The organism is Cryobacterium sp. TMB3-10, assembly GCF_004402305.1.
In the GTDB taxonomy this organism is placed as follows: domain Bacteria; phylum Actinomycetota; class Actinomycetes; order Actinomycetales; family Microbacteriaceae; genus Cryobacterium; species Cryobacterium zongtaii.
Genome location: NZ_SOGH01000024.1, coordinates 56,607 through 82,196, shown reverse-complemented (window position 1 = coordinate 82,196; position 25,590 = coordinate 56,607). Strand labels below are relative to the sequence as shown.

Here is a 25,590-nt window from a genome sequence, read left to right as displayed (position 1 = left end):
TTTGATGGCCAACATGCAGGGCGCCCCTGGCACCGACGAGAAGCAGAAGACCGCGCTGGAACAGTACGGCGTGAACCTCACCGACATTGCCCGGAGCGGCAAGCTCGACCCCGTGATCGGCCGTGACGCCGAGATTCGCCGGGTGAGCCAGGTGCTCACCAGGCGCACCAAGAACAATCCAGTGCTGATCGGCGAACCCGGCGTGGGCAAGACCGCCGTGGTGGAGGGTCTGGCCCAGCGCATCGTCGCAGGTGACGTGGCCGACTCGCTCAAGGACAAGCAGCTGGTGTCGCTCGACCTGGCCGCGCTGGTGGCCGGCGCCAAGTACCGCGGCGAGTTCGAGGAACGCCTGAAGGCCGTGCTCAAGGAGATCAACGACGCCGACGGCCAGATCATCACCTTCGTCGACGAGCTGCACACCCTGATGGGCGCCGGCGGTGGCGAGGGCTCGGTGGCGGCATCGAACATGCTCAAGCCCATGCTCGCCCGCGGTGAACTGCGCCTGATCGGCGCCACCACCCTGAACGAATACCGCGAATTCATCGAAAAGGATGCCGCGCTCGAGCGTCGGTTCCAGCCGGTGATGGTGGACGAACCGAGCGTCGAGGACACCGTCGCCATCCTCCGCGGTCTCAAGGAGCGTTACGAGGCGCACCACAAAGTTTCGATCGCGGATGCCGCGCTCGTCGCCGCGGCATCCCTCTCGAACCGGTACATCACCGCGAGGCAGCTGCCCGATAAGGCCATCGACCTGATCGACGAGGCCGCCAGCCGGCTGCGGATGGAGATCGACTCCTCACCGGTGGAGATCGACGAGCTGCGCCGCAGCGTGGACCGGCTCAAGCTCGAGGAAATGGCGCTCAAGAAGGAGAAGGACGACGCCTCCAAGGCGCGCCTGGAGAAGCTACGCGGCGATCTGGCCGAGCGCCAGGTCAAGCTCGGCGAATTGCAGGAACGTTGGCAGAAGGAACGTGCATCACTCAACCGGGTCGGCGATCTGAGGAAGCGCCTGGTGAGCGCCCGCAGCCAGGCCGAGCTGGCCGAACGTCGCGGCGACCTGGAAAAGGCCTCCCGGCTGCTCTACGGCGATATCCCCGTGATAGAGCGTGAGCTCGCCGAGGCCGAGCAGACCGAGCAGGAGGGCGCCCGGATGGTCGGCGATCAGGTCACGGCGGAGGACATTGCCGCGGTGGTCGCCGCCTGGACCGGTATCCCGGTGGGCCGGTTGCTGCAGGGGGAGACCGACAAGCTGCTCAACCTCGAGGGGGAACTCGGCCACCGGCTGATCGGCCAGAAGCGGGCCGTGCGGGCCGTGGCCGATGCGGTGCGCCGGTCACGCGCCGGCATCTCCGACCCCGACCGGCCTACCGGCTCGTTCCTGTTCCTCGGGCCCACCGGAGTGGGCAAGACCGAGCTGGCCAAGGCGCTCGCCGAGTTCCTCTTCGATGACGAGAAGGCCATGGTGCGCATCGACATGAGCGAGTACGGCGAGAAGTTCTCCGTCTCCCGACTGGTCGGCGCCCCTCCCGGGTACATCGGGTACGAACAGGGCGGCCAGCTCACCGAAGCCGTGCGGCGCCGGCCCTATTCGGTGATTCTCTTCGACGAGGTGGAGAAGGCGCACCCCGAAGTGTTCGACGTGCTGCTGCAGGTGCTCGACGACGGCCGGCTCACGGACGGCCAGGGCCGTACGGTCGACTTCCGCAACACCATCCTGGTGCTCACCTCCAACCTCGGCTCGCAGTACCTCGTCGACCCCAGCCTCAGCACCGAGGAGAAGGAAGAGGCCGTGCAGCAGATGGTGCGGCAGGCCTTCAAGCCCGAGTTCGTGAACCGGCTCGACGACATCGTGGTGTTCTCGTCGCTCTCCACCGATGACCTCGCCCAGATCGTGGAGCTCTACGTCGACAGGCTGCAGCGCCGCCTGGGCGAACGTCGGCTCGAGCTGGCCGTGACCCCGGATGCCCGCTCCTGGCTGGCCGAACGCGGCTACGACCCGATCTACGGGGCCCGGCCGTTGCGGCGGCTGATGCAGACCGAGATCGACGACAGGCTGGCCACGGCGCTGCTGAATGGCAGCATCCGTGACGGTGAGACGGTTCTGGTTGACCTCGCCGAGGACGGCGACTCGCTCACCGTGGCCGTGGCCCCGATCGGGCACGCCTGAAACCCGGGCGGAATTGGTCCCCGAACACGGCTAATTCAGCCTGTCGACCTGCTTGAATTCAGGGGAGGGCCGGCAACTGAGCCTAAGACGCCTCGCGAACGTGAGGATCGTCGAGTGACGCAGGTAAGGGGTGGTCTCGTGCCGATGGTTCGGCCGCCGAGTATCCGCGAGTTTCCCTTGGCCCAGGCGCCGTTTCTGGCCGGTGTGGCGGTGCTCCTGGGCTTCGTGCTGGCCGGTCGGCCGGAGGCCCTTCTCGAAACGGGTTTCCAGGTGGGTCTGGGCCTGGCCGTCGTCGCCACCCTGCTGGGCCTGTTGGTGCCCTGGCCGCGGTTCGGGCACGAGTGGCTGGTCATGGTCCCGTTGCTCGACGTCGTGGTGGTCGCGTTCCTCCGTGACGGGGTGCGCGACACCTTCCCCGCCGTGGGGATGCTCATAGTGTTGCCCGTGCTCTGGCTGGCTTACGGCTTCGCCTGGTGGGCGCTGGGCCTGGCCCTGGCCGGGGCGGTGTTCGTGAGCGGCCTTCCGTTGGTGCAGGCCGGTGGATTTCCCACCGACGCTGTCGGCTGGGGAGCGGTGCTGCTCCTGCCCATCATCACCGCGTTCATCGCCGTCGCCGCCCGCATCGCCGCCAACGCTCTGCGGGCTCAGCAACGCGAGCTGGTGGCGGTGTCCGGCGAGCTGCGCACAGCCCTGCTCGAGGCAACCGACCGGCAGGCCACCTTCGAAGCGGTGATGGAGACCGTGGATGCCGGCATCGAGCTCTACAACCCGCAGGGCGAGGTGATCCTGAGCAACGCCGCCGCCCGCGCCCTCGCCCTGCGCACCGACTCGGCCACCGGCTCCTACGGCCGGGATGCGTCGCTCGTCTTCGACGTGGACCGCACCACCCTGGTCGCCCTCGACGATCAGATCGCCGCCAGGGCCATGCGCGGGGACCTCGTCGCCGGCCGGGTGTACTGGGTCGGCGGTGACGACGACCAGAGCGCCATCATCGCGTCCTCCGGTGTGGTCGAACGTGAGTCAGGGTATCCGCTCGGCACCGTCGTGGTGGCCACCGACGTGACCCCGCTGGTGGAGGCGATCGCCGTGCGGGACGGCTTTCTCGCCACGGTGTCGCACGAGCTGCGCACCCCGCTGACCTCGATCATCGGCTACCTGGGCCTGATCGACGCCGAGAAGCTCGGCATCACCATGGAGGTGAGCGTGATCGAGCGCAACGCCGAGCGGCTGCTCTCGGTGATCGCGCAACTGCTCAGCGCCACCGAAGGCCAGCCGCCGATTCACCGGGTCGACTGCGACCTCGGCGGGATCCTGCGCTCCAGCCTGGGCACCGCCCGGCAGCGCGCGCAGAGCGCCGGCATCACCATCAGCGCCCACGACAACGCCGCGGTGACCGCCAGGGTGGACCCGCTGGCGATCGAGCAGGCCATCGACAACCTGCTCGCCAACGCCATCAAGTTCTCGCGGCCAGGGGGCTCGGTCTCGCTCAGCGTCGACCACGACGATACGCATGCGGTGGTGCGGGTCGCCGACGACGGCATCGGCCTCAGCGCCGAGGATCAGCGACAGGTCTTCGACAGGTTCTTCCGGGCCCGCAACTCCACCGAACTGGCCATCCCCGGTATGGGCCTGGGCCTGGCGATCGTGCGGGCCGTTGTGCACGCCCACCAGGGCACCGTGCAGGTCTCCAGTGTGCTCGGTGAGGGCAGCACTTTCACGGTGCGCCTGCCGCTGGTCAGCTGAGCGCGCGGTCCAAGTCGGCGATGAGGTCGGCCACGGCTTCGATACCCACCGAGAGGCGGATCAGGCCGGGGCCGATGCCCAAACGCTCGCGCAACTCCTGACTGAACGAGGCGTGCGTCGACGTGGCGGGGTGCAACGCCATCGACCTGGTGTCGCCGATGTTGGTCATGTGGCTGATCACCCGCAGCCGGTCGAGGAACCGGCCCGCCCCTGCTTCGCCGCCCCGCACGGTGAACGAGAACACCGAGCCGCTCCGGCCGCCGTAGAGCCGCTGGGCGAGGTCGAAAGCCGGATTACCGGGCAGGCCGGCGTAGTCGACGCTCTGCACACCCGGATGCTCGGCCAGCCAGGCCGCGATGGCCAGCGAATTCGACAGGTGCCGTTCCATCCGCAGCGACAGCGTCTCGATGCCCTGGTGCAGCAGGAACGAGTTGAACGGGCTCAGCGCCGGGCCGATGTCGTTGACGACGGCTTCGCGGGTTGCTCGCGCATAGGCCGTGCGCCCGAACTTCTCGGCGATGGACGGCAGGCCCGCCGCGGACTGCGTGATCAGTGGGTACTCCCGGTCGGCGGCGGCCCAGTCGAAGCTGCCGCCGTCGACGATGGTGCCGGAGATCGCCGCGCCGTGTCCGCTGAGGAACTTGGTCGACGAATGCACCACGACGTCTGCGCCGTGCTCGAACGGCCGGATCAGGAACGGCGACGCTATCGTGTTGTCGACCACGAACGGGATACCGTGCCGTTGTGCGACCGCGGCGACCCGGCCGATGTCGACGATGTCGTTCTTCGGGTTGGGAATGGTCTCGCTGAAGATGGCCTTGGTGTTAGGCCGGATGACACGGTCCCACTCGTCGTCGTCGAATTCGTCCCAGACGTAGTCGACCGTGACCCCGAACCGGGCGAAGCTGCGCCCGAAGAGGATGCGGGTGCCGCTGTAGATGCTCGCCGTGGAGACTATGTGATCACCGGACTGCGCGATCGACAGCAGCGCCGCGGTGATCGCGGCCTGGCCGGAGGCCACCACGATGGCCTCGGTGCCGCCCTCGAGCGAGGCGATCCTTCGCTCCGCGACCCCGCCGGAGGGGTTGCGCTGCCGGGAGTAGATGAGACCGTCGGCCTCGCCGGCGAAGCGGGCCTTGGCATCCGTGAAGGAGTCGAACCTGAACCCCGCGGTCATGTTGATGGGCGAGATGCGGGCGCCGCTGGTGAGGTCGTCGTACTCGCCGGCGTGCACCTGGCGGGTGTCGAAGGCGTAGCCCTCCCAGTCATACTCGGGCTGGGACGGACAGTCTGTGGTGGCGTCGAGGGTCACAGGGTCACTTTCAGTCGGTGCACGGCGGCGGCCATCTGCCGCACCGCCTGCTCGAGAATGGGGCGGGGCATGGCGAAGATCAGGCGGGCATGGTTGGCGTACCCGGTGCCGCACAGGGCCCCGTCGGTGAGCGTGACCCCGGCCTCGGTGCGGAAGAAGTCGGCGATGGACCCCTCGAGACCCAACGCCGAACAGTCCAGCCAGGCTATGTAGGTGGCGTCCGGCAGCGAGTACCGCACCTCGGGCAGGTGCTCGTCGAGCAGGTCCCGCAGGGCCGTGCGGTTGCCGTCGAGATAGGTGATCACCTCGGCCAACCAGTCTCTGCCGTCGGCGTATGCGGCGGTGGCCGCGATGACCCCCGGCGTCGACGCACCGTGCACCACGCTGAAGCCGTAGACCTGGTAGACCTCTTCGTCGGCCGGGTTCGAGGTGATGAACTGCGCGGTCTTGAGGCCGGGCAGGTTCCAGGCTTTGGAGGCCGAGGTGGCCGTTATGGTGTGCCGGGCCGTCTCGCGGGAGATCGACGCGTACGGGATGTGCGGGGTATTGCCGTAGCGGAGCGGCGCGTGAATCTCGTCGGCGAAGACCCGGCCGTTGTGCCGCTCGACGACGTCGGCGATGGCTTCGAGCTCGGCCAGGGTCAGGGCCACGCCGGTGGGATTGTGCGGGTTGCAGAGCACGAGGGTGCGGGCGCCGGCACGGAACGCCGCGTCGATGCCGGCCAGGTCGTGACTCCAGCGACCGTCGACGGTGTGGCCGGGAACCTCGAAGATCTTCCGGCCCAGGGTGGGCGTGAAGCTGAGGAACGGCATGTACGACGGGGTGGGGACGATGACGCCGCTGCCATCCGGCGAGAACCGGCGCACTGTCACGTCGAAGGCCGACATCACGTCGGACACCGGGTGGATGTTCTCCGGGGGCACGACCCAGCCGGAATCCTGCCGGAGCCAGTCCGCGGTGGCCTCGGCCATCAGCCGCGTCGTGGCGGGGGCTAGATAGCCCAGCTCGCCGGCGTTGACGGCTCGGTGCAGGGCGGCGGACACCGCGGGCGCCGTGCCGAAGTCCATCTCGGCCACCCAGGCGCCGATGGTGCCCGGGTGCAGGCTCCACTTGCGGCTGCTGGCACGGCTGAGCTCGTCACGAGTGATCTCGTCGAAACGTGAGTGAGTCATCGGGTACTTTCGCATCGAGCGTACATGGGCCGTTTTCTGACCCTAGTAACCGGGCGGGGAGGGTGGAGTGACCTTTACGCCATGTGTCAGCGTGCGGGGAATGTCGTGACGTGGAAGGCTCGTCTCATGAGCCTTCTTCCCGACACCCCCGTCGTCCACGTGCTGCACGAGAACCCGGACTGGTTCGGACCGTTCCAGGCCGCGTTCGAGGCGGCCGGGGTGCCGTACCGGGAATGGCTGCTCGTCGACGGTGTGCTCGACCTCGACGAGGCGCCGCCGGCCGGCATCTTCTGGTCGCGGATCAGCGCGTCGGCGCACACCCGCGGGCACGGCCTGTCGAAGGACTACACCCGCAGCGTGTTGAACTGGCTGGAGGCGTACGGCGCCCGCACCGTGAACGGCCGCCGCACCATCGAACTCGAGGTGAGCAAGGTCGATCAGCTCACCCGGCTGCGCGCGCAGGGCTTCGACGTGCCGCGCACCCGCGTGGTCGTCGGCACGCACCTCCTGGTGGAGGCGGCGCGGGACTTTCCGACCCCGTTCATCACCAAGCACAACCAGGGCGGCAAGGGCCTGGGCGTGCAGAAGTTCGACAGCGCCGCCGAATTGGCGGCGGCGATTGCGGCCGGCGAGTACGCGGAACCCGAGGACGGCATCTCGCTGCTGCAGGAGTTCGTGGTGTCAGCGCACGCCGAGGTCACCCGGGTCGAGATCGTGGGCGACGAGTTCATCTACGCGATCACCGCCGACACCGCCCGCGGCGGCTACCAGCTCTGCCCCGCGGATGCCTGCGCCATCGACCCGACCACCGGTGCACTGCTTCTGCCGCCCGGGGCAACCATCATGCCGGAGGCCGGGCAGCAGATCTTCGCCCTGCGGGAGGGGTTCGAGCACCCGATCATCGACCGGTACCGGGACTTCCTGCGCACAGAGGGCATCGAGATCGCCGGGATCGAGTTCATCGAAACCGTCGACGGCCGGGTGGTGACCTACGACGTGAACACCAACACCAACTACAACGCAGAGATCGAGGCTGTAGCGCCGAACAGCGGCCCCGGCGCGATCGTGGCCTACCTGGCCGGGGTGCTCGCCGCGTCCTACCCGCAGGTCGGCGGCAAGCCCTAACCTGCCCCCGTCGTCGGTCGAGCCTGTCGAGACGCAGTGACATGCGTGTGTGTCGTGTCTGAATCGTGCCGCGGGCTGGCTCGCGGGTCAGTAGTCGACTCGGCGGCCGAAGCTGCGCTTGGCCCGGGGGCGTGGTGAGCAGAAGGCCTCGCTGCCCAGGCGCACGAGCTCGTGCGGCTGGAGTGCCGCTGTGGCGGCGAAGGCCTCGAGGGAGGGGAACGGTTGTACAGTCGCGCTGAACGGATCCGTTCTGACCGAGCGAGAGGAAGCGATCGCCATGACGCCCCCCGGCCGCGGCAGCGAGACCGGCGAGCGGACCCCGTGGCTGCCGCCGCGCTGGTTCGTCGTGCTGGCCTGGAAGGTTCACAGGGCACTGTTCCGGGTGACCGGTGGTCGTCGTGGTCTGTGGCGTGCGCGGCCCCAGCGGTGGGGTGCGCTGCGATTGACCACGACCGGGCGCCGCAGCGGCCAGGAACGGTCCGTGATCGTGGGCTATCTGGAGGACGGCCCGAACCTGGTGACCCTGGCGATGAACGGCTGGGGCGAAGCCGAACCCGCGTGGTGGCTGAACCTGCAGGCGCGGCCGCGCTGCGAGGTCCAGCTCGCCGATGAGACCCGCCACGTCGTCGCGCACGCCGCGACCGGAGGGGAACGCTCCCGGCTGTGGGACCGCTGGCGGACGGTGGACAAGGACCTCGACGGTCTGGCCCGCCGCCGCCCGACCGAAACTGCCGTTGTGGTCCTCGAACCTGTTCCCGCCTCCCTCGAACCGTGAGTCAAGCACCGGAATCTGGCGGTTCCTGGGGCAAATCTCACGGTTCGCGGGCTGAGGGTTAGGCTTTTCGGATGCGTGCAACAGTTATTTACGGCGAGCGGGATGTCCGACTCGATGAAGTTCCCAACCCAGTCCTGTCCACCGGCGGTGACGCCATCGTGCGGGTGGTGGCGGCCTGCGTCTGCGGGTCAGACCTCTGGCCGTACCGCGGCGTGACCCCCACCGACGAGCCGCACCGGATCGGCCACGAGTTCGTCGGCATCGTCGACGAGATCGGTCCTGACGTCACCACCATCACGGTCGGTGACTTCGTCATCGCCCCGTTCTACGACTGCGACAACACCTGCGTCAATTGCCGGAACGGCGTCAGCACCTCCTGCCTCAACGGCGGCTGGTGGGGCTCGGACGACCAGCTCGGCGGCTTCGCCGACGGCGCCCAGGGCGAACGGGTGCGGGTTCCGCACGCCGACGGTTCGCTCGTCGCCACCCCCGTGCAGCCCACGGATGACCAGGTCCCTGGCCTGCTCACCCTCGCCGATGTGATGGGCACCGGCCACCACGCTGCCGTCTCGGCCGGCGTCACCGTCGGCAGCACCGTCGTCGTGGTCGGCGATGGGGCCGTGGGCCTCTGCGCGATCATCGCCGCCAAGCGCCTGGGCGCGTCCCGCATCGTGGCCATGTCCCGGCACGCCGACCGGCAGGCCGTCGCCCGCGAATTCGGTGCCACCGACATCGTCGAGGAGCGGGGCGACGCGGGTGTCGAGAGCATCCTGGAGATGTTCGACGGTGTCGGCGCCGACTGCGTGCTCGAGTGCGTTGGCACCGAGGAGTCGATGGACCAGGCGATCCGCTCGACCCGGCCCGGCGGCATGGTCGGCTACGTCGGCGTGCCCAACGGCGGCGCCGAGCTGCCGATCAAGGCCCTCTTCGGCCGCAACGTGGGCGTGAACGGCGGCGTCGCATCCGTGCGCGGATACGTTGAGGAACTGTTGCCCGAGGTGCTCAGCGGAGCGATCAACCCGGGGCGGGTCTTCGACCTGCAGCTGCCGTTGTCCGAAGTGGCGCTGGCCTACGCCGCCATGGACGAGCGCCGCGCCATCAAGGTGCTGCTGCGCCCGTAGTCCGCACCCCTCACATGACGAACGCCCCCCTCGCTTATGCGAGGGGGGCGTTCGTGTATTGCCCGACTTGCCACTTGCGGCCTCTTGGCGGCCCGGTTGAGGGCCTCAACTGGCAGGTCGATGCGGCGCAGTCGGGTGAGATGGCAGTTGGCGCCCCTTCGGAGGCCCTGAGGGGGCTCCAAGTGGCAACTCACATCCCCCGTTGTGCGGCGTCGAGGCCCGCGAGTTGCGGCAGACCCCTTCGGCGGACTCGAGGGGAACTCTGCGGCAATTCGGCGGATGGTGCGCCGCCCGAAACGGCGGCTGTTAGTCGTTGACCAGCAGGATCTCGGTCAGCGGCTTGCGGGTGCGCGGCGCGATCTCTCGTTCGAGCAGTTCGGGGCTGAGCGCCTCGGCGTCGCCGAGCACACCCAGCACGGTCACGGTGACGGCGTCCTGGTTCTCCTTGAGACGGAACGCACTGGCCAGCGCCTTGCGGTCGATACCGCCCAGCTGGTGGCTGAACAGTCCCTCGTGCTGGGCCTGGATGGTGAGGTGAGCGACGGCCTGGCCGAGGTCGTACTGCGCCCAGGGGTTGTCACCCTCGGCGATGTTGAGGATCAGCACCGACGCCTTGTCGGCCCAGGCCTGGTTGAAGCCCATCAGGTTCGCGTGGATCTTGGCGAAGCTCTCGGAACCGCGGCGGGCGACGATGAACCGGGCCGGCTGGTTGTTGTTGCCGGATGGCGCCCAGCGGGCGGCCTCGAGCACCGTGGTGAGGGTGTCCTCGTCGATGACGGCGGTCGGGTCGAATCCCCGCGGGCTCCAGCGCTCGGCCATCGCGGGGAGGATCGGTGCCGTCGTATCGGCGGCGCGGCTGTGGGTGTCGGTGATGAGGGTCATGATGCCCGGCTTTCTCTGGTGCGTGTCTGTCGATTGGTGCGGGGCATCATCGTCCCAATCTGGTCAACGCGGTGCGGGCGCGGTTATTCCATGCGCCCGCATATTTGACCGGATGCCGTCGGTCAGGCGGTGTGCTCCGCCGCTTCGAGGTTGTCGCGCACCTTGCGGCGCAGCACCTTGCCGATCAGCGACCGGGGTAGGTCGTCGACCTCGACGATACGGCGGGGCACCTTGTAGGCAGAGATGCGGGTGCGGCAGTACTCCCGCAAACCGGCCACGTCGAGGGTGGCGCCGGCGATCAGCACCACGGCGGCCACGATATCCTCGCCGCCGTGCTCGCTCTTGAGGCCGACCACAGCGGCGTCGGCGATGTCGGGGTGCGAGAGCAGGGCGGCCTCCACCTCGGAGGGCGAAACGTTGAAGCCGCCGGTGATGATCAGTTCCTTGATGCGGTCCACGATGGTGACGAAGCCGTCCGGCGACACCGTGACGATGTCACCGGTGCGCAACCAGCCATCCGCCAGCAGGGTCTGGGCGGTTTCGGTGGGGCGGTCCCAGTAACCGGAGAACACCTGCGGGCCACGGATGAGCAGCTCGCCTTCTTCGTCGAAGCCGCGGTCGACCGCGGGGTTCGCGGGGTCGACGACCCGGATCTCGGTGCTCGGGAACGGGACGCCCACGGTGCCATTGCGCCGGCTCTCGCCCATCGGGTTGCCCACCGCGATCGGCGAACACTCGGTCATGCCGTACCCCTCGACGAGTACGCCGCCGGTGGCCTCCTCCCACAGCTGGACAGTGGACTGGGGCAGGCTCATCGCCCCGGAAATGGCGTACTTGGTGCCGCGAAGGCTGACCTTCTGCGCGTTGGCGGCCGTCACGAGCTTCTCGTAGATCGGGGGCACCGCGGGCAGGAAGGTGGGTGGGGTGCGTTTGACCGCGTTGAGCACCAGGCCCACGTCGAACTTGGGGAACAGCACCAGCCGGGCGCCGATCGACATCGCGACGGTGAGGCAGAGGGTGAGGCCGTAGGCGTGGAACATCGGCAGGACGCCGTAGAAGACCTCGTTGCCGCGCTCGAGCCCGGGCACCCAGGCTTCGCTCTGCTGGGCGTTGGCCTGCAGGTTGAAATGGGTGAGGATGGCGCCCTTGGGCGAGCCGGTGGTGCCGCTGGTGTACTGCAGCACGGCGGTGTCGCCGAGCAGCGGGCGCGGATGCGCGGTGCGCAGCCGGCGGGAACCCACCAGGGCGCTCCACTCGATGGCGTCCTTGAGCGGGTGGGCCACGGTGAGGGCGGCGCGGGCGGTGCGGGACTTGGGGATCGGCAGGCGCAGGGCCAGCCGGGTGGTCAGCGGCATCGACTTGGTGACGTCGACGGCCACGACGGTGTGCAGACCCATGTCGCGGGGGAAGCCGCGCACCGTGGTGTAAACCTTGTCCCAGACGATGGCGACGCTGGCGCCGTGGTCCTCGAACTGGTGGCGCAGCTCACGTTCGGTGTAGAGCGGGTTGTGCTCCACCACGATCGCGCCGAGCCGCAGCACGGCGTAGAACGCGACGATATGCTGCGGGCAGTTCGGCAGCACCAGGGCCACCCTGTCGCCGGGCTTGACGCCGAGCCGGCGCAGGCCGTTGGCCACGCGAGAGATCTCATCGCCCAGCTGCCCGTAGGTCATGGTGCCGCCGAAGAAGTCCAGCGCCACCTTGTCGGCGAACCGGCGGGTGGAGCCCTCGATCATGTCGATGAGGGTCTCGGTGGGATCAGTGATCGTGTTGGGCACGCCCGCGGCGTATGAGCTCAACCAGGGCTTGTTCGTGAAGACGTTCATGCGCTGATCAGTTCCTTCTTCAGGGCGGCGACAAAATCGTCGACGTCGTCGGGGGTGGTGTCGAAGCCGCACATCCAGCGCACCTCGCCGGTGGCCGGGTTCCAGTCGTAGAACCTGTAGAACTCGCGCACCTTGTCGGCCACGCCGGCGGGCAGCACGGCGAAGATCGCGTTGGCCTGGGTGGGCTGGCTGAACGAGAGTCCGGTCACCGAGCCATTCGCCAGGCCCTCTTCGAGCGCGCCGCGCAGGCGTGCGGCCATGGCGTTGGCGTGGTCGGCGTTCCGCAGCCACAGGTCGCCGTCGAGCAGGGCGATCAGCTGGGCCGAGATGAAGCGCATCTTCGAGGACAGCTGCATGTTGAGCTTCCGCAGGTACTTGAGCCCGGTGGATGAGGTGGGGTTGAGCACCACAATGCACTCGCCGAGCATCATGCCGTTCTTGGTGCCGCCGAAGCTGAGCACGTCGACACCGGCGTCGCTGGTGAACTCCCGGAACGGCACCCCGAGGGCGGCCGCGGCGTTGGAGATGCGGGCGCCGTCCATGTGCAGCAGCATGCCATTGGCGTGCGCGTGGTCGGCGATGGCGCGCACCTCTGCGGGCGTGTACAGGGTGCCGAGCTCGGTGGTCTGGGTGATCGACACCACGAGCGGCTGGGCGCGGTGCTCGTCGCCCCAGCCCCAGGCCTCCTGGTCGATCAGGGCGGGAGTGAGCTTGCCGTCCGGCGTCTCGATCGGCAGCAGCTTGAGGCCGCCGACCCGCTCGGGAGCACCGCCCTCGTCGGTGTTGATGTGCGCGGTGCTCGCGCAGATCACCGCTCCCCAGCGCGGCAGCATCGACTGCAGCCCGGTGACGTTGGCGCCGGTGCCGTTGAACACCGGGAACGCCTCGACGCCGTCACCGAAGTGCCGCGCGAAAACGCGCTGCAGTTCGGCCGTGTAGACGTCGTCGCCGTAAGCGATCTGATGGGCGCCGTTGGCCCGCACGATGGCGTCGAGAATCTCCGGGTGGATGCCCGAATAGTTGTCGGACGCGAAACCGCGGGAGAGCAGGTCATGGAGGGAGGTCACCCCTCCATCTTGGCGTAAACCTGGGTGGCGAATCTGTGCGTCTGCTCCGGGGTGTCGCACGGATTGTGTGCCTGCACAACGTGTCAACACCCCGGGTCAGGCCCGGATTCGCGCTTTCGCGCCGATCAGCCGCGCAGGGCCTGCTTGATGGTGACGCGGCCGCCCATCCGCAGCAGCGAATTGCGGTAGATGCGCGAGCCCAGGATGATCACTCCGGCCGTGGTCACGGCGAGGATGATCAGCGCCAGCACCGGCTCCCACCACTCGGCCGAGCCCAGGAAAATGCGCACGGGCATCCCGACCGGTGCGGAGAACGGGACGTAGGACATGATGGCCATCACGAGCGGGTTGTCGTTGAAGAAGATCACCAGGAAATAGGGGATCATCACGAGGTACGTCACCGGTGCGGTGGTCGAGCCCACGTCTTCCTGGCGGGACACCATCGACGCCGTCGCCGCGAACAGGGCGGCGATCATCACGAAGCCGAAGGCGAAGAACACCGCGAACCAGCCGATGGCCGGACCCAGGTCGGCCAGCAGCACCCGTTGGCCGGTGACCGCCATGCCGATGCCCACGAGCAGGGCGATGGCCACGATCTGACCCAGCGCCATGATCGAGTTGCCCACCACCTTGCCCGCCAGCAGGGCGCGCACGGGGATAGCGGACATCAGGATCTCGACGACCCGGGTCTGCTTCTCTTCGACCACGCTCTGCGCGATGGTGGAGCCGAAGGTCAGCGCCGACATGAAGAACACCAGGCCGAAGCCGAGCGCCACGATGTAGACGAGGAAGCCGCCCTGCTCGGCCGGGTCGAGCAGTTCGACGGCGGGGGCGACGCTGAGCGCATTCATGACCGCGCTCGGCGGTGAATCCAGGGCGATCACGCTGACGCCGAGCAGGGAGTCGTCAGGCACCACGGCGGCTTCGACGGTGCCGTCGCGCACCAGGGCCTCCGCCTCTGCGACGCCGTCGGCGGAGACCATGGTGAGACCGGCGGCCTCGCTGACCACGGATCCGGCCGAGCCGACCACGGCCACCGAGGTCGTGGACGGGTTGGCGCTCATGATGCCGCCGGCGACGACGGAGCCGACCGCGATCAGCAGCAGGATGCCGGTGGAGATGAGGAAGGCCTTGCTGCGCAGGCGCGAGACGATCTCGCGGGTGGCGACCAGCCAGACGCTGGCCCAGAAATTGGGCGCGGGGGGTGTGGTGCGGGCTGCGGCGCTCTGGCGGGGTTCTGTTCCGGTGCCAGTGCCAGTGCCAGTGCCAGTGGCCGGTTCGGTGTCGGTGCTCATCGCACGACCTCCTTGAAGATGGTGGAGAGGGAGGGCCGGAGGTGGCCGAAGGAGTGCACGGCGCCGCGGGTGAGGGCCTCGCGGAGGACCTGCTGGCTGGCGGCGTCGGAGTCGGCTTCGAAGACGGCTTCGCCGCCGTCGAAGTCGATCACGGTGATGCCGGCGACCCCGCGGATCCAGCCGGCGTCGGCATCTGTGTGGATTTCGAACCTGGGGGTGCTGAACTGCTCGCGCAGGCGTTCGCGGGACCCGTTGGCGCGGATTTCGCCGGCGGCGATGATCACGAGGTCGTCGCAGAGCCGTTCGACGAGGTCGAGCTGGTGCGAGGAGAACAGCACGGGGGCGCCGGCGGCGGCACGCTCCTTGAGTACCGTGAGAACCACCTCGACGGCGATGGGGTCGAGGCCGGAGAACGGTTCGTCGAGGACCAGGAACTCGGGGTCGTGCACGAGCGCTGCGGCGATCTGGGCGCGCTGCTGGTTGCCCAGCGACAGGGCCTCGACGAGATCGTTGGCGCGCTCGCCGAGGCCGAGCCGCTCGAGCAGGTCGTTGGCGTTGCGCTTGGCGGCGCTGGTGCTCATGCCGTGCAGCCGCGCCAGGTAGACCAGTTGTTCGGCGACCTTCATCTTGGGGTAGAGGCCGCGTTCCTCCGGCATGTAGCCGAACCGGCGCCGGTCACCGGCGGTGAGCGCGACGCCGTCGAGCAGCACGCTGCCGGAGTCCGGCGAGAGCACCCCCAGAATGATGCGCATCGACGTGGTCTTGCCGGCACCGTTGGCGCCGACGAAGCCGGTCATGCGGCCAGCGCCCACACTGAAGCTCACATCGGTGAGCACCTGGTGGGTGCCGTAATGCTTGTTGATGTCCCTGATCTCGAGCATGTCTGCCCTTTCGTTGCGTACCGTCAACGCTAGGGATGCGGGGCCGTGGCCGCATCCGCCTGCGGGGTGAGTGCCTGCCTCCGCCCACAGGGTGAGGCGCTCGGCCCTACTCTTCGTCCCAGGGTAGTTCGGTGCCGAAGGGAATCGGGTTGAGCGGGATGATGATGACCGGACGTTGCTGGCCGTGGGCGAGGCGCACGGCCACCGATCCGGTGAAGAAGGACCGGAGCGTGTGCCGCACGGTGGGTTCGCGGGACCCGACGACGATCATCATGGCCCGCACGGTGCCGGCGAGATGGCCGAGCGCCCTAGCGGGCTCGCCGGCGAGGGCCCGGGTCGACCAGCCGACCCCGCGGCCGGCCAGCACCCGTTCGATCTGGGCGCGCAGGCCGGGGTCGAACTCGGCGGCCGCCTGCTCAAACGAGTCCGGGTCGAAGGAGGCGCTCGTCATGCTGCCGTCTGGCAGCTCCTCGAGCATGAAGCGACTCGGGTCCACCGAGGCGCAGATCAGCTCGGCACCGAATTGGGCGGCGAATTCCGATGCGGCCAGGAGCACGGCATCTGGCTGGCCCGCCGTGACACCGACGACAACGGGCGGGTGTGTGCGCACCATGGCTGCTCCTTCGCGACGCAGGACTCCGGCGCCGTTCCCCCGGTGCCGGGCTCTGCCTCGACCCTAGCGGGGATACCCGGCTCAGAACGGCGGCGGGTCCTCGGACGCGGGCTGGGTTCGAACCGGCGCCGGCGCCGGCTGCGGATCAAGCGGAACCGTCCCGGACGCCGAGCGCCTGATACGGGATTGGCGCTGGTGCCGAGGCCGTTGGCGTGGCCGCCGAGTTGCTGGGGCCGGGCGGGCGGCTGTCGTAGCTGGTGGTGTCGAAGCTGGTGGGGTCGGTGTGGGTGGGGTCGGTGTTGGCGGAGGCTGAGGTGTAGGTCTTGGCAGGTTTGGTCGCGGGCGTCGAGGTAGCGGCGCATGTCGGCGGGCGCGGGGTGGGACGGCCGCATCGGTGCCGGCCGCGTCGGCCCCGGGCGCCGCGGTGTCGGTGTCGGAAGTGGTGGCGAGGTGGCTGAGCCGGTCGCAGATCGCCTGAGCGTCTTCGGCTTTGAGGTAGGTGTTCAGCCACGCCATCCCGTCGGCGTCGGGGCTCGGCACCACCCGGCGCTTGGCGAAGCCGGCGTCGGCGGGGTCGATCAGCGGGTCGATGACCGCTCTGATCGTCGCCGCGATGGGATCCACCGCGGCATCCACCGCGGGGTCCGAGGTGTGATCGGGGTTATCTCCGGGTGTGGCAGCTGAGGTGGCCAGAGGAACAGTGAACCACCCACCACCGACACTCCCAGGCGGCGCAAAGCGGCTGTGGAAGGGCCGTCACAAGCCCGCCTGTGGAGGAGGGGCACCGGCAGGACATGACACAGGGGCGCGGCCGACTGGCCGCGCCCCTTCGCTGGTTGTGCTGGTTAGGCGGTCACGCGACGGCGACGCACGACCAGTACGGCACCGAGCATGAGGAGCACCGCCGCGGCTGTCAGCGGACCGGTCACTGAGGCGCCGGTCTCGGCAAGAGCGGTGCCGGTGCGCACGGCAGCAACTGCAGACGGGGCAACGTTCAGCGCCACGGCCTGGGTCAGACCTGAGGTCTGTCCGGTGATCACCAGGGTGTGTGTACCGGCAGGGAGGGAGCGCAGCAGCGCGGCGCTCAGCGGGATCTGCACGGCACCGTCGACAACCGCAAAGCTGCCCACCAGCGTCGGCTGTGAGTACACGTAGACGTCGACGTAAGAGTCGCTCATTTCCATCCACGTGATGTTCGCCGTGTAGGCGTTTGTCGGGTTGAGCGCGCCTGCCGGCAGTCCAGCCGACGTCTGCGGCTCAACTGTCACATTCGCAGCTGTCAGGTACTGGCTCAGCACGGCAGAATCGGGCGCCACCGCGGCCGGCTTCTGGGGTTGGGTCACCGTTGCCTCCATGAATTCGCGCACAGTCGTTGAGGTGAAGCCGTCGAGCGACCCAGTGACAGCCAGACCCATCGAGCCGTTGGCCTCGGCCGAAGTCAGGGTGTAGCTGATCGACGTGGCGCCTTCGACCTCACCGCCGTAGTAACCGAAACCGACGGTCCACTGGTACGTGAAGGTGGTTCCTGCCGGCCAGCCGGTCGTGGTGCCCGTGAGGGTGTTTCCCACGATCGGTTCGCCGGAGACCGTGACGGTGCCGGCCGCAAGAGCGGGGAGCTCAGGAGCTGCGGGCGCTGGAGTGGGAGAGGACGTCGGAACGTCGGAGGGCGACGGGGAGGGCGTGGCCTCGTCGGACGGTGCGGGCGTCGGCTCGACGTCGGGGGCGACGGCCTCTTCAGAGGGGACGGGTGAGGCCGTTGCGGCAGCCGGCTGAATCTCTTCTGCCTGGGCGGGGCTGGCGACCAGGGTCATTCCCCCGATGAGGGCCAGGCCGAGGCCGAACGCTGCCGTGCGGTTCGTCCAACTCTGTGTGGTTCGTGTGGTCACGGTTCGGGCCTCATTCAGTTCAGGATTGGAAAGCGGATCGCGCGGCAGGAGCTGCAAAGCTCGACCGCCTTCATACGCTACGGGCGCGCAACGAATCCGGGCCCCGACGCCGAGGATTTGCCCCCGGACTGGGGGTGAGTCAGGCGCGTCAGTGCGGGTTGGTGCTCTGCCGCTGCGCCGCCCCCGGCACGACGATGCCGTGTTCGTAGGCGTAAACCACGGCCTGGATACGGTCGCGTAAATCCAGTTTCTGCAGCACCTTCGAGACGTGGGTCTTCACCGTGGCCTCGCCCAGGTACAGCCGGGCGGCGATCTCGGCGTTGGCCAGGCCCAGCGCGATCAGCTCGAAAACCTCCCGCTCCCGGTCGGTGAGCATGCCCACCGCCTTCGGCTCCGGCCGGTGCGCGCCCTGCGCGAGCGCGACATCCGGTGCGGCGGCAAGCGAGGAGTTGGAGAAGGCGCCGGCGAAGCGGGCGATCACCCGACGGGTGATTTCGGGGGAGAGCAGGGCGTCGCCGCGGGCGAGCACCTGCACCGCCTCGACGAGGGACTCCGGCGAGGCATTCTTGAGCAGGAACCCGCTGGCGCCGTGCTGCAGGGCGGCGAACAGGTAGTCCTCCCTGTCGAAGGTGGTGAGCACGAGTACCGCGGCGCGGCTGGTCGGGTCTGCCACGATCGCGCGGGTGGCGGTGAGCCCGTCCATGCCCGGCATCTGCACGTCCATGCAGACCACGTCGGGCCGCAAGGCGCCGGCCTGGCGAATCGCGGCGGCGCCGTCCACGGCCTCGCCGACCACCACGATGCCCGGCTCGGACTCGAGGATGATGCGGAATCCGGCCCGCACCAGGGCCTGGTCGTCAACGAGGAGCACCCGGATCGGCACGCTCATTCGACGGTCTCCACGGTCTGGGGCGCCCGCATTTCGGCGGGCGGCACGGAGAGGGGCGGCTCGGTGGCCACAGCCGGACCGGTGAGCGGAACGCGGGCGCGCACCAGATAGCCGCCGCGCGGCCGGTTCGCCAGCTCGAGGGTGCCGCCGACGGCCGCGACGCGCTCGCGCATGCCCTGCTGGCCGAGACCGCCGGGGGCGCTCCGCTCGGCGGCGGGGTTGGCCGGGGCGCGCACGCCGCGACCGGTGTCGGTCGCCTCCAGCTCCACGGCATCCGTCTCGTACCGCAGGCGCAGGTCGGCCGTCGCACCGGAACCGGCGTGCTTGCGGGTGTTGGTCAGGGCCTCCTGGGCGATTCGGTAGAGGCTGAGACCGATGGTGCCGGGTACCGGGCGGGGCTCGCCGATCACCTGGAGCCGCACGGGCAACCCGGCGTCGGTGTTCTCCTGGGCGAGTTCGGCGAGCTGGTCGACACCGCGGGTGCTGGTGCTCTGGTGGGCGGGCTGCGCACCGTCGGCGTCATCGGCACGCAGAGCGCCGAGCATGGTGTTCAGTTCGTCCACAGCGGTGCGGGCGCTCTCCTCGATAACCGTGATCGCGCGCACGGCCGCGGCTGGGTCGCGGTCCAGGATGCGCCGGGCCGCGCCGGCCTGCACGCCCATCAACGACACGTGGTGGGCGACCACGTCGTGGAGCTCCCGGGCGATGCGCACCCGTTCGAGACTGACGGCCTGGGCCGCGGTGCGCTCCCGTTCGGTGGCGAGCTCACGGGTGAGACCCTCGAGCGCCGCCGAGCGCCGGGCCGCGTGCCAGGCGGCGCCGCCGAAGTAGTATGCCGCCCAGAAGTAGACCAGGTTGAGCAGCACCTGCAGCAGTCCGTAGGCGGCATAGGGGGAGAAGAACCCGTCCCTGGACAGTTCGGGGATGACGGTGGCCTGGTTGGCGGTCTCCAAGAGGCTCCAGAACAGCCAGATGAACATGCCCGCGATGATGCCCAGCCGCGTCCACCGGGCGATCGTGCGGTGGTGGCTCCACGCGCCCACCGAGTAGATGGCCACATAGAGGCAGATGTTGGAGAAGAGGCCGTCGGTGATGCCCATGCTGGCGGACACGGCGAAGACCAGGGAGACGAGCAGTGCCACGGCCTCCGGCCAGCGGCGGCGGGCCGCCAGCGGCAGAGCGATGAGGGCCACCCAGATCACTACCTGCCACCACGGCGCATCGCCCATGAGCCCGGTGCCGAGGCTCAGCGAGATGCTCAGGGCGGTGCCGCCGGCCAGCGCCAGCGCCACCCAGGCATCCACCCGGTACGCGGAGCGGGGGCCGCGCGGCCGCCGCCATCCGTCGGCCAGCGGGTCGGCCAGCAGGTCGGTGACCGGTTCGGTGCGGGCTTCGGCAGTCATGCCCCCACGCTAGCGCCGACGCGTCGCGGGCGAATCAGCCCCCAGGGGGAGGTTCGATGGTTGCGCCGGCCGGGGCTGCCGGTCCGGGGGTGAGGATGCGGCGGGTGTTGTTCAGGGACGCGGCGGGCCAGTCCCAGAGGGCCACGACCTCGGCGGCCAGCCGGGGCTCGAGTCCGTCGAGGGCGCGCACGGCGAAGACCACGGCCGCGGCGGTGTCGCCGGCCTTGGCGAAACCGTGGCCCACAGCCCGGGTCCAGGTCTCGGCGGCGGCCTTGGCGCTGGCGTAGTTGGCGCCGCCGGGGGTGGGCGCATCCACCGACACCGACGACACGATCGCCAGCCGGCCGGTGAACGAGGCCAGCAGATCGGCGTTGAACGCGCGAGTGGTGTTGCGCAGCGTCTGCACGACGCGTTGGTGCAAAAAGTCCCAGTCCTCGTCGGTCTGACCGTCGAGCCCGCCGCCGCCACGCCAGCCGCCCACCAGGTGCACGAGCCCGTCGACGGGTCCGTGTTCGGTGTGCACGGTGGCGGCGAGGGCGGTCACCGCCGCAAAATCGGTCAGGTCAGCGACGTAGACGGAGGCTTGAGGCGCCACCTCGAGCACCCGCGCCAGCCGTTCCTCGTTGGAGCCCACGGCCAGCACCCGGGCCCCGGCACCCGCCAGGGCGGCCGCGACGGCCACCCCGGCGGTGCTGGTGGCCCCGGCGATCAGCACGGTGTGCCCGGCAGCCCCCGGCTGGCCGGGATCGCCGGACGGGTCGACCAGCGTGAGCCTACGCATCCGCCGTGATGCCCCTGGTCGACTCGATGACGGGTTTCATCTTCTTGTCGAGCGCCTCGAAGAACATCGAGAGCGGGAACTCGTCGTCAAGGACGAGGTCGGTGTACCCCTTCGGCGCGCCGGCGAGCACCTCGAGCGGCAGCCCACGAGCCCACGCCGACGCCGGGTTGGGCGTGAGCGTCTTCGTCAGCATCTCGTAGGCGGCCAGCCAGTGCGCCTTCTTCGGCCGGTCGATCGACGCCCAGTAGAGCTCGTCGATCTGGGCGCCGAGCGCGATGACCACATCGGGCACCGCCTCCCAGTCGAAGGAGAGCGCGGTGTCGGTCCAGTGCAGCACGTGGTGCTGGTGCAGCCAGGCGAACAGCAGCTGGCCGCCGAGGCCGTCATAGTTGCGCACCCGGCTGCCGGTGATCGAGAACCTGAAGATACGGTCGAAAATGACCGCGTACTGCACCAGCTTCGCGTGCCGGCGGGCCTCGGGGCTGGCGGCCTCGTCTCGTTCGATCTTCACCGACTCGCGGAACGCCGTGAGATCGCAGCGCAGTTCCTCGAGTGAATAGAGGAAGAACGGCATCCGCTGCTTGATCATGAACGGGTCGAAGGGCAGGTCGCCGCGCATGTGGGTGCGGTCGTGGATGAGGTCCCACATCACGAAGGTCTCTTCGGTGAGGTGCTGGTCGTCGAGCAGCGCCTCGGCCTCGGCGGGCAGCTCCAGCCTGGTGATCTCGGCCGCGGCGCGCACCACCCTGCGGAACCTCGCGGCCTCCCGGTCGGCGAAGATGGCCCCCCAGGTGAACGTGGGGATCTGCCGCATCGCCACGGTCTCGGGGAAGAGCACCGCCGAGTTGGTGTCGTACCCGGCCGTGAAGTCGAGAAAGCGGATGGGCACGAACAGCTTGTTGGTGTACTCGGTCTCGAGCTCGGCCACGAACTCCGGCCAGAGCACCTCGATGAGCACCGCCTCGACGAGCCGGTTGGGGCTGCCGTTCTGGGTGTACATCGGAAACACCACCAGGTGCCGAATGCCGTCCTCCCGGTGCTGCTGCGGCTGGAAGGCCAGCAGCGAGTCGTAGAAGTCGGGCACGCCGAAGCCGCCGGCCGCCCAGCGGTCGAAGTCGACCACAACGGTGGCCAGGTAGGCGGCATCGTGCGGGAACTGCGGCGCCAACTCGGTGACCGCGCCGGTGATCTCGGCGACGGACGCCTGCGAATCCGCATGGGCGCCGGCCTCGGGGATCGAACCGTCCTGAGCCTGCACGGTCTGCAGGGCGGCGGCGGCGTTCTTGAGCCGCAGCCAGGCGGGCGAGCCGGTCAGGTCGGCGACCAGGGTGTCCTCGAGAACCTCGGGCTCACCGACCAGTGCATCTGCAATGTAATTCGACATGGGAACCTCCCGTCCTCGTGAGTGCCGCGGGCGCGACGTGCGTGCGGCGCACTGAACTGGAATGCTCCGGTGTGCGCCGCCCCCAGCGTAACCGGGGGTTGACGGCATTTTCATGCGAGCCTCCGCAGCGAATCGCCGTCTTGGCCCGGTTTGGCGCGTGATTGCACCGACCGAACGGTTAGCTCGACGTCGCCGATGTCGACCGGGCACGCAGGTGGATGCGTTCGCCCTGCTTGCCGAACATGGAGAGGATCTCCACCGAATCGGTGCCGGTGGAGCCGAACCAGTGGGGATTGCGGGTGTCGAACTCCGCCGCCTCACCCGTGCCCAGGACCACATCGTGCTCGCCGAGGATCAGCCGCAGGCGACCGGACAGCACGTAGATCCACTCGTACCCGGTGTGGGTGCGGGGTGCGGGCTCCCGATCGGTGGCGGGGATGACGATCTTGAAGGCCTGGGGCTCACCCTGGTGCTGTGAGAGGGGCGTGAGGGTGCGGCCATCCGCCCGCGTGGGCCGCTGCGGTACTCGCGGGTCCTGCACCCTGGGCGGGCTGACGATCTCCTCGAACGGCACCGCCAGAGCGGCCACGATGGGCAACAGGAGCTCGAGATTGGGCTTTCTCTGCCCGGACTCGAGCCTGGACAGCGTGCTCTTGGAGATCCCGGTTGCGGTGGCGAGTTCGGCCAGCGTGACGTTCTTCTTTTCGCGGGCGCGGCGCAGGCGCGGTGCGATCTGACTCAGCTCGTCGTTGATCCGGGGAGTGCTGCTCATGCGGACAGCTAAGCAGCGTGTCCCACTTTTGGCAACGATAGTTTCAGGAATTTCGCGACGGCCGCACTGTAGGGGGACGAGGTCGTGATCATCGGCCGCTCATCTCTCGAAAGGAAGACCCAGTGTCACTACCCCCAGCTCCCCGCGGAAGTGCCGCACCCCCGTCTGTGCACGTGCGGGCCGTGATCACCTGGATCGCCATCTTCCCGTTGGTGACGCTCGGATTCTTCGCGATTGCCCCGTTCGCCACCGACTGGAATCCGGTTCTGCGCGCCTTTGTGCTCTCGGTGGTCGTGGTGCCGGTCGCCGTGTACCTTGTGGTGCCCCAGCTGATGCGCGCCTACGGCGCGATCCGCACCACGCGGCGCTGATCGGCCGCCCGGGCGCTAGCCTGCTGCCATGACGGATGCCGGGCGCGTTTCGGGCAGTGCCACCGCGGCCGAGGTGCGGGCGGCGCTCGCCGCGATCGCCGATCCGGAGCGCGCCACCGGGGCCGCCCGGTACTTCCAGACCGGGCAAGGGCAGTACGCCGAGGGTGATGTGTTCATCGGCGTCACCGTGCCGCAGACCCGAGCGGTGGTCACACGGTTCGCCACCCTGCCGCCGCACGAGATCGACCTGCTCCTGGCCGGCCCGGTGCACGAGCACCGACTCGCCGCCCTGCTGATCCTGGAGGCGCAATTCGCCCGGGCAAGCGCCCCGCGCACCCGTGACGACCCCCGGCGCCGGGTTCTCGCCGAGTTCTATCTCGCGCAGCTGCGAGCCGGCCGGGTGAACAATTGGGACCTGGTGGACTCCTCCGCGCCGGGGCTGCTCGGCGAGTACCTGTTCGACCGGCCGCGCGGGCTGCTGGCTGAGCTCGCCGCCAGCGAGGTGCTCTGGCAACGGCGGGTGGCGGTGATCGCCACCTCGGCGTTCATCCGGCGCGGCGACGCCACCACCACCCTCGACTTGGCCGCGCGGCTGCTGGGTGATCCCGAGCCGCTGATGCACAAGGCCGTGGGCTGGATGCTGCGCGAGGTCGGCGCCCGCGTCGACCGGGACCTGCTGCTCCGCTTCCTCGACCTGCACGCGGGCGGCATGCCCCGTACCATGCTCAGCTACGCCATCGAGCACCTCGGCCCCGAGCTTCGCGCGCACTATCGTGGCCTCCCCCGCTGAGCGCGGCGGGCATCCAGGCGGCGGATAGCATCGCCGCGTTACGACTTGGTAACCAACCCAACCAATAGTTTGTTCTCCCTTGCGCGCATTTCGTTCGTAAGGTTTACTAACAAACATGACAGCAACCGGCGCCCCGCGGACGATCCAGGACCGAGCCCTCCGCCCCACCGCGAAGGTCTTGCCCGAGCATATCCGCCTGAACAACCGCACCCTGGTGCTGCAAACGCTGTACCGCGCCGGCCTGCAAAGCCGCGCTGACTTGGCCCGGGAAACCGGCCTGACCCGGGTGACGGTCTCCGACCTGATCAGCGAGCTGATGGGGGAGAACCTCGTCATCGAACTGGGCCAGCGCCAGGAACCGCGTCCAGGCAAGCCCGCCACCCTGCTCGACATCAACCGGTCCGCGTTTCAGATCGTTTCACTCGACCTCTCCGGTCACACCCGGTTGCGCGGCGCGGTGCTCAGTCTTGACGGTGCGGTGCTGTCCAGCTCGGGACTCGACCTGGCCGGCGCCCGCGGCGAGGCCGCCTACGACACTGTCGCCGAGCTGCTCGCCCAGGTCATCGCCGCGGCCACCGCCCCGATCCTCGGTGTCGGAATCGGGTCTCCGGGCATCGTGGACCGGGCGGGAGTCGTGCGCAACGCGCCCAACCTCGGCTGGCGTGACCAGCCGCTCCAGGCCCGGCTCCAGGAGCTGACCGGTCTGCCCGTTCGGGTGGTCAACGACGCCAACGCCGCCGTGCTCGCCGAACACAGCTTCGGCGGCGCCGACCACGATCTGCTCCTGGTCAAAGTGGGCCACGGTGTCGGCGCCGGGCTGCTGATCGGCGGTCGCGCAATCTTCGGCGAGCGCTTCGCCGCCGGTGAGATCGGCCACGTCGTGGTCGGCACCGACGACGGCCCGCTGTGCGCCTGCGGCAAGTCCGGCTGCCTCGAGGCCTGGCTCTCCGTACCGCGGCTGACCGCGGCGATCCATGACGCCACCGCCGCGGCGGCTACCCCGGCGGATGCCGAGCGCGCCACCTCCGACATCCTCACCGAGGCGGGCCGCCGGCTCGGCATCATCCTCGCCCCCGTCGTCGGTGCCCTCAACCTGCTCGAGATCGTGTTGAGCGGGCCCCCCGAACTTCTCGACGGCGCCCTCTCCGCGGCCACCGTCGAGACCCTCCGGTCGAGGACCATGGCCACCGAAACCGGCGATCTCACCCTGCGGATGACCGCGCAGGGGGAGGACATCGTTCTGCGCGGCGCGGCCGTCATGGTTCTCTCCGCACAACTCGGCGTTTCCTAGCCGACGGATTTCCCCTGCACCAACGATGTGGCGCCCGCCAACGT

24 protein-coding genes are annotated in these 25,590 nt (G+C 69.1%); 9 read left to right on the top strand and 15 right to left on the bottom strand.

The features are described 5' to 3' along the window. Positions 1-4 precede the first annotated feature (4 nt). Together E3T22_RS13150 and E3T22_RS13145 are read left to right on the top strand one after the other, a co-directional pair. Positions 5-2,167 (top strand): ATP-dependent Clp protease ATP-binding subunit, encoded by a 2,163-nt coding sequence (locus tag E3T22_RS13150; RefSeq protein WP_088457570.1) that lies wholly within the window; start codon positions 5-7, stop codon positions 2,165-2,167. 114 nt (positions 2,168-2,281) lie between these two features. Continuing rightward, a complete protein-coding gene (locus E3T22_RS13145; RefSeq protein ID WP_134408496.1) occupies positions 2,282-3,910 on the top strand; it encodes a HAMP domain-containing sensor histidine kinase in 1,629 nt (542 codons plus the stop codon). Here the strand turns inward: E3T22_RS13145 and E3T22_RS13140 are convergent. Next, entirely contained in the window at positions 3,903-5,222 is a 1,320-nt protein-coding gene (locus E3T22_RS13140; protein WP_088457568.1) for an O-acetylhomoserine aminocarboxypropyltransferase/cysteine synthase family protein, read from the bottom strand. The genes E3T22_RS13145 and E3T22_RS13140 overlap by 8 nt on opposite strands. Further along, positions 5,219-6,394: a MalY/PatB family protein gene (locus E3T22_RS13135; RefSeq protein ID WP_088457567.1), complete on the bottom strand. Its 1,176-nt coding sequence runs from the start codon at positions 6,392-6,394 to the stop codon at positions 5,219-5,221. Before E3T22_RS13135 ends, E3T22_RS13140 begins: the two co-directional genes overlap by 4 nt. Positions 6,395-6,520: 126 nt before the next feature. Here E3T22_RS13135 and E3T22_RS13130 point away from each other — a divergent pair, with 126 nt between their 5' ends. Beyond that, complete coding sequence (locus E3T22_RS13130) at positions 6,521-7,519, top strand: RimK family alpha-L-glutamate ligase (RefSeq protein ID WP_134408498.1); 999 nt, start codon at positions 6,521-6,523, stop codon at positions 7,517-7,519. 87 nt (positions 7,520-7,606) lie between these two features. On the opposite strand, the gene E3T22_RS13125 is transcribed toward E3T22_RS13130, so the two are convergent. Beyond that, positions 7,607-7,798, bottom strand: a complete 192-nt coding sequence (locus tag E3T22_RS13125; RefSeq protein WP_134479553.1) for a hypothetical protein — start codon at positions 7,796-7,798, stop codon at positions 7,607-7,609. On the opposite strand from E3T22_RS13125, the gene E3T22_RS13120 reads away from it, so the two are divergent. After that, complete coding sequence (locus E3T22_RS13120) at positions 7,797-8,294, top strand: nitroreductase/quinone reductase family protein (protein ID WP_088457565.1); 498 nt, start codon at positions 7,797-7,799, stop codon at positions 8,292-8,294. The two genes, E3T22_RS13125 and E3T22_RS13120, sit on opposite strands and share 2 nt — an antisense overlap. Before the next feature lie 71 nt (positions 8,295-8,365). Continuing rightward, positions 8,366-9,415 carry a zinc-dependent alcohol dehydrogenase family protein gene (locus E3T22_RS13115; RefSeq protein ID WP_088457564.1) on the top strand — a complete coding sequence of 350 codons (1,050 nt, stop codon included), beginning with the start codon at positions 8,366-8,368 and terminating at the stop codon, positions 9,413-9,415. A gap of 306 nt (positions 9,416-9,721) precedes the next feature. Here the strand turns inward: E3T22_RS13115 and E3T22_RS13110 are convergent, their stop codons facing one another. From E3T22_RS13110 to E3T22_RS13085, 6 genes are all read right to left on the bottom strand, one after another. Further along, positions 9,722-10,297: a nitroreductase family protein gene (locus tag E3T22_RS13110; RefSeq protein ID WP_088457563.1), complete on the bottom strand. Its 576-nt coding sequence runs from the start codon at positions 10,295-10,297 to the stop codon at positions 9,722-9,724. 122 nt (positions 10,298-10,419) lie between these two features. After that, on the bottom strand, positions 10,420-12,123 hold the full coding sequence (locus E3T22_RS13105) for a long-chain-fatty-acid--CoA ligase (protein WP_134479552.1): 1,704 nt from the start codon (positions 12,121-12,123) through the stop codon (positions 10,420-10,422). Further along, a complete protein-coding gene (locus tag E3T22_RS13100; RefSeq protein ID WP_088457561.1) occupies positions 12,120-13,190 on the bottom strand; it encodes a low specificity L-threonine aldolase in 1,071 nt (356 codons plus the stop codon). Before E3T22_RS13100 ends, E3T22_RS13105 begins: the two co-directional genes overlap by 4 nt. Positions 13,191-13,315: 125 nt before the next feature. After that, complete coding sequence (locus E3T22_RS13095; RefSeq protein ID WP_088457560.1) at positions 13,316-14,485, bottom strand: ABC transporter permease; 1,170 nt, start codon at positions 14,483-14,485, stop codon at positions 13,316-13,318. Then, positions 14,482-15,366, bottom strand: coding sequence for an ABC transporter ATP-binding protein (locus tag E3T22_RS13090; protein ID WP_088457559.1), 885 nt, complete (start codon positions 15,364-15,366; stop codon positions 14,482-14,484). The genes E3T22_RS13095 and E3T22_RS13090 overlap by 4 nt, the downstream gene beginning before the upstream one ends. A gap of 106 nt (positions 15,367-15,472) precedes the next feature. Further along, complete coding sequence (locus E3T22_RS13085; protein WP_088457558.1) at positions 15,473-15,979, bottom strand: universal stress protein; 507 nt, start codon at positions 15,977-15,979, stop codon at positions 15,473-15,475. A gap of 499 nt (positions 15,980-16,478) precedes the next feature. Here E3T22_RS13085 and E3T22_RS19065 point away from each other — a divergent pair, with 499 nt between their 5' ends. Next, positions 16,479-16,634: a hypothetical protein gene (locus E3T22_RS19065; RefSeq protein ID WP_166789301.1), complete on the top strand. Its 156-nt coding sequence runs from the start codon at positions 16,479-16,481 to the stop codon at positions 16,632-16,634. Positions 16,635-16,824: 190 nt separating this feature from the next. Here the strand turns inward: E3T22_RS19065 and E3T22_RS13075 are convergent, their stop codons facing one another. The 6 genes from E3T22_RS13075 to E3T22_RS13050 all read right to left on the bottom strand — a co-directional run bounded on the left by E3T22_RS13075 (position 16,825) and on the right by E3T22_RS13050 (position 23,094). Next, entirely contained in the window at positions 16,825-17,865 is a 1,041-nt protein-coding gene (locus E3T22_RS13075) for an LPXTG cell wall anchor domain-containing protein (protein ID WP_134479550.1), read from the bottom strand. Between the two features lie 148 nt (positions 17,866-18,013). Continuing rightward, positions 18,014-18,754, bottom strand: a complete 741-nt coding sequence (locus E3T22_RS13070) for a response regulator transcription factor (RefSeq protein ID WP_088457556.1) — start codon at positions 18,752-18,754, stop codon at positions 18,014-18,016. Then, a complete protein-coding gene (locus tag E3T22_RS13065; protein ID WP_088457555.1) occupies positions 18,751-20,157 on the bottom strand; it encodes a sensor histidine kinase in 1,407 nt (468 codons plus the stop codon). The genes E3T22_RS13070 and E3T22_RS13065 overlap by 4 nt, the downstream gene beginning before the upstream one ends. Before the next feature lie 34 nt (positions 20,158-20,191). Further along, positions 20,192-20,938 carry an SDR family NAD(P)-dependent oxidoreductase gene (locus tag E3T22_RS13060; RefSeq protein WP_134408504.1) on the bottom strand — a complete coding sequence of 249 codons (747 nt, stop codon included), beginning with the start codon at positions 20,936-20,938 and terminating at the stop codon, positions 20,192-20,194. Further along, on the bottom strand, positions 20,931-22,322 hold the full coding sequence (locus tag E3T22_RS13055; RefSeq protein WP_134479549.1) for a DUF6421 family protein: 1,392 nt from the start codon (positions 22,320-22,322) through the stop codon (positions 20,931-20,933). The genes E3T22_RS13060 and E3T22_RS13055 overlap by 8 nt, the downstream gene beginning before the upstream one ends. Positions 22,323-22,500: 178 nt before the next feature. Then, a complete protein-coding gene (locus E3T22_RS13050) occupies positions 22,501-23,094 on the bottom strand; it encodes a helix-turn-helix domain-containing protein (RefSeq protein ID WP_088457552.1) in 594 nt (197 codons plus the stop codon). Between the two features lie 122 nt (positions 23,095-23,216). Between E3T22_RS13050 and E3T22_RS13045 the strand changes: the two genes are divergently transcribed. The 3 genes from E3T22_RS13045 to E3T22_RS13035 all read left to right on the top strand — a co-directional run bounded on the left by E3T22_RS13045 (position 23,217) and on the right by E3T22_RS13035 (position 25,546). Beyond that, the gene (locus E3T22_RS13045; RefSeq protein WP_133160304.1) at positions 23,217-23,465 is read left to right on the top strand and encodes a hypothetical protein; all 249 of its coding nucleotides are present in this window, start codon (positions 23,217-23,219) and stop codon (positions 23,463-23,465) included. Between the two features lie 28 nt (positions 23,466-23,493). Then, positions 23,494-24,255 (top strand): DNA alkylation repair protein, encoded by a 762-nt coding sequence (locus tag E3T22_RS13040; protein WP_134479548.1) that lies wholly within the window; start codon positions 23,494-23,496, stop codon positions 24,253-24,255. Between the two features lie 115 nt (positions 24,256-24,370). Further along, positions 24,371-25,546 (top strand): ROK family transcriptional regulator, encoded by a 1,176-nt coding sequence (locus tag E3T22_RS13035; protein ID WP_088457549.1) that lies wholly within the window; start codon positions 24,371-24,373, stop codon positions 25,544-25,546. Positions 25,547-25,590 lie beyond the last annotated feature (44 nt).

What these genes read in the sequence shown, in the direction of transcription:
- E3T22_RS13115 (WP_088457564.1), top strand. Translation starts at nt 8,366, where the DNA reads ATGCGTGCAACAGTTATTTACGGCGAGCGGGATGTCCGACTCGATGAA.
- E3T22_RS13040 (WP_134479548.1), top strand. Translation starts at nt 23,494, where the DNA reads ATGACGGATGCCGGGCGCGTTTCGGGCAGTGCCACCGCGGCCGAGGTG.
- E3T22_RS13150 (WP_088457570.1), top strand. Translation starts at nt 5, where the DNA reads ATGGCCAACATGCAGGGCGCCCCTGGCACCGACGAGAAGCAGAAGACC.
- E3T22_RS13050 (WP_088457552.1), bottom strand. Translation starts at nt 23,094, where the DNA reads ATGAGCAGCACTCCCCGGATCAACGACGAGCTGAGTCAGATCGCACCG.
- E3T22_RS13055 (WP_134479549.1), bottom strand. Translation starts at nt 22,322, where the DNA reads ATGTCGAATTACATTGCAGATGCACTGGTCGGTGAGCCCGAGGTTCTC.
- E3T22_RS13035 (WP_088457549.1), top strand. Translation starts at nt 24,371, where the DNA reads ATGACAGCAACCGGCGCCCCGCGGACGATCCAGGACCGAGCCCTCCGC.
- E3T22_RS13125 (WP_134479553.1), bottom strand. Translation starts at nt 7,798, where the DNA reads ATGGCGATCGCTTCCTCTCGCTCGGTCAGAACGGATCCGTTCAGCGCG.
- E3T22_RS13105 (WP_134479552.1), bottom strand. Translation starts at nt 12,123, where the DNA reads ATGAACGTCTTCACGAACAAGCCCTGGTTGAGCTCATACGCCGCGGGC.
- E3T22_RS13120 (WP_088457565.1), top strand. Translation starts at nt 7,797, where the DNA reads ATGACGCCCCCCGGCCGCGGCAGCGAGACCGGCGAGCGGACCCCGTGG.
- E3T22_RS13065 (WP_088457555.1), bottom strand. Translation starts at nt 20,157, where the DNA reads ATGACTGCCGAAGCCCGCACCGAACCGGTCACCGACCTGCTGGCCGAC.
- E3T22_RS13085 (WP_088457558.1), bottom strand. Translation starts at nt 15,979, where the DNA reads ATGGTGCGCACACACCCGCCCGTTGTCGTCGGTGTCACGGCGGGCCAG.
- E3T22_RS13135 (WP_088457567.1), bottom strand. Translation starts at nt 6,394, where the DNA reads ATGACTCACTCACGTTTCGACGAGATCACTCGTGACGAGCTCAGCCGT.
- E3T22_RS13095 (WP_088457560.1), bottom strand. Translation starts at nt 14,485, where the DNA reads ATGAGCACCGACACCGAACCGGCCACTGGCACTGGCACTGGCACTGGC.
- E3T22_RS13130 (WP_134408498.1), top strand. Translation starts at nt 6,521, where the DNA reads ATGAGCCTTCTTCCCGACACCCCCGTCGTCCACGTGCTGCACGAGAAC.
- E3T22_RS13110 (WP_088457563.1), bottom strand. Translation starts at nt 10,297, where the DNA reads ATGACCCTCATCACCGACACCCACAGCCGCGCCGCCGATACGACGGCA.
- E3T22_RS13090 (WP_088457559.1), bottom strand. Translation starts at nt 15,366, where the DNA reads ATGCTCGAGATCAGGGACATCAACAAGCATTACGGCACCCACCAGGTG.
- E3T22_RS13060 (WP_134408504.1), bottom strand. Translation starts at nt 20,938, where the DNA reads ATGCGTAGGCTCACGCTGGTCGACCCGTCCGGCGATCCCGGCCAGCCG.
- E3T22_RS13070 (WP_088457556.1), bottom strand. Translation starts at nt 18,754, where the DNA reads ATGAGCGTGCCGATCCGGGTGCTCCTCGTTGACGACCAGGCCCTGGTG.